At 64.1% G+C, this 1059-nt stretch carries 1 protein-coding gene; it reads right to left on the bottom strand.

Annotated features, from left to right (window positions below; translation table 11 throughout):
* Positions 1 to 1046: OmpA family protein (locus EKH80_RS23710; RefSeq protein ID WP_148110441.1), on the bottom strand; the 1046-nt coding region annotated here is incomplete at its 3' end.
* Between the last annotated feature and the right edge of the window lie 13 nt (positions 1047 to 1059).

Raw genomic sequence — 1059 nt, 5'->3', positions numbered from 1 at the left:
CCTTCCAGGCGGCTCGCGTCGATGCCGTGCGCGGTCAGGTAGTCGTACACGATCTTCGCACGACGCTCCGACAGGTCCTGGTTGTAGGCAGCCTTGCCCACGTTATCGGTGTAACCGGCCACCATCACCTTCACCTGCGGATAGCGCTTGAGCGTATCCACCGCCTGGTCCAGGATCGCCAGCGAGTCGTTGCTCGGCACGGCCAGTGCCGGCTCGATGTTGGTCTCGCCCTTCTTCGGACGGTCGAACTTGAAGTTCACGCCCTTCAGGTCGATCACCACCTTCTGCGGGCAGCCATCCGGACCCACGATCGTGCCTTCCGGCAGATCCGGGCACTTGTTGTCGCACAGGTTCACGCCGTTGCGGAACTGCTTGGAGCAGTCCGGCTGCGGCGGCGGCGGCGGCGCGACAGCAGCAGCCGGGGCCGGCACCGCACCGATCTTCGCCACAATGCTGAAGCCCAGGAACCAGTCGCCGTAGCCGTTCTTCGACGGCTGGGTCTTGTCGTCCCAGTCATAGCGGTAGCCAGCTTCCACGCGGAAGTCAGCGCTGTCGGTGATCGCCTTCGATACACCCACGCCACCCTCGGCAGCCGGAGCCCAGTCACGGCTGAACGGGTTATGGTGGTAGCTGCCCATCACGCCGCCCACCAGGTACGGACGCCACGAGTTCACATCACCGAAGAAGTAGCGCGCCGACACGCCATAGTTGTTGCTCGACCACGTGTTGCCCTGGCCGAACACGCGCGTATCCGCGCGACGCTTGGTGCGGTCGATGAACAGTTCCACCGACACGTTCGGGGCCACGAACTTACCCACCGACAGACCGTAGTAGATCTGACGGCTACGCGTGTTGCGGTCGGTGTCGTTGTAGTAACCGCCCACCGTCGGGGCGACGTACCAACGGTCGTCAAAGCCATTCGGCCAGGTCGGCGCATTGCTGCTGGCCGTGCTGCCCGCGGCCGCCGCCGTGTTGTCCTGCGCGTGAACGGCACCTACGCCGCCCAGGGCAAGAGCGATCAAAAAATACAGGCCCTTACGTTTCATCAGGTGTCTCCTC

The organism is Dyella choica (assembly GCF_003977665.1).
In the GTDB taxonomy this organism is placed as follows: Bacteria; Pseudomonadota; Gammaproteobacteria; order Xanthomonadales; family Rhodanobacteraceae; genus Dyella_B; species Dyella_B choica.
Note: the sequence above shows the minus strand (reverse complement) of the source record. Positions and strands in the feature narration are given on the sequence as shown.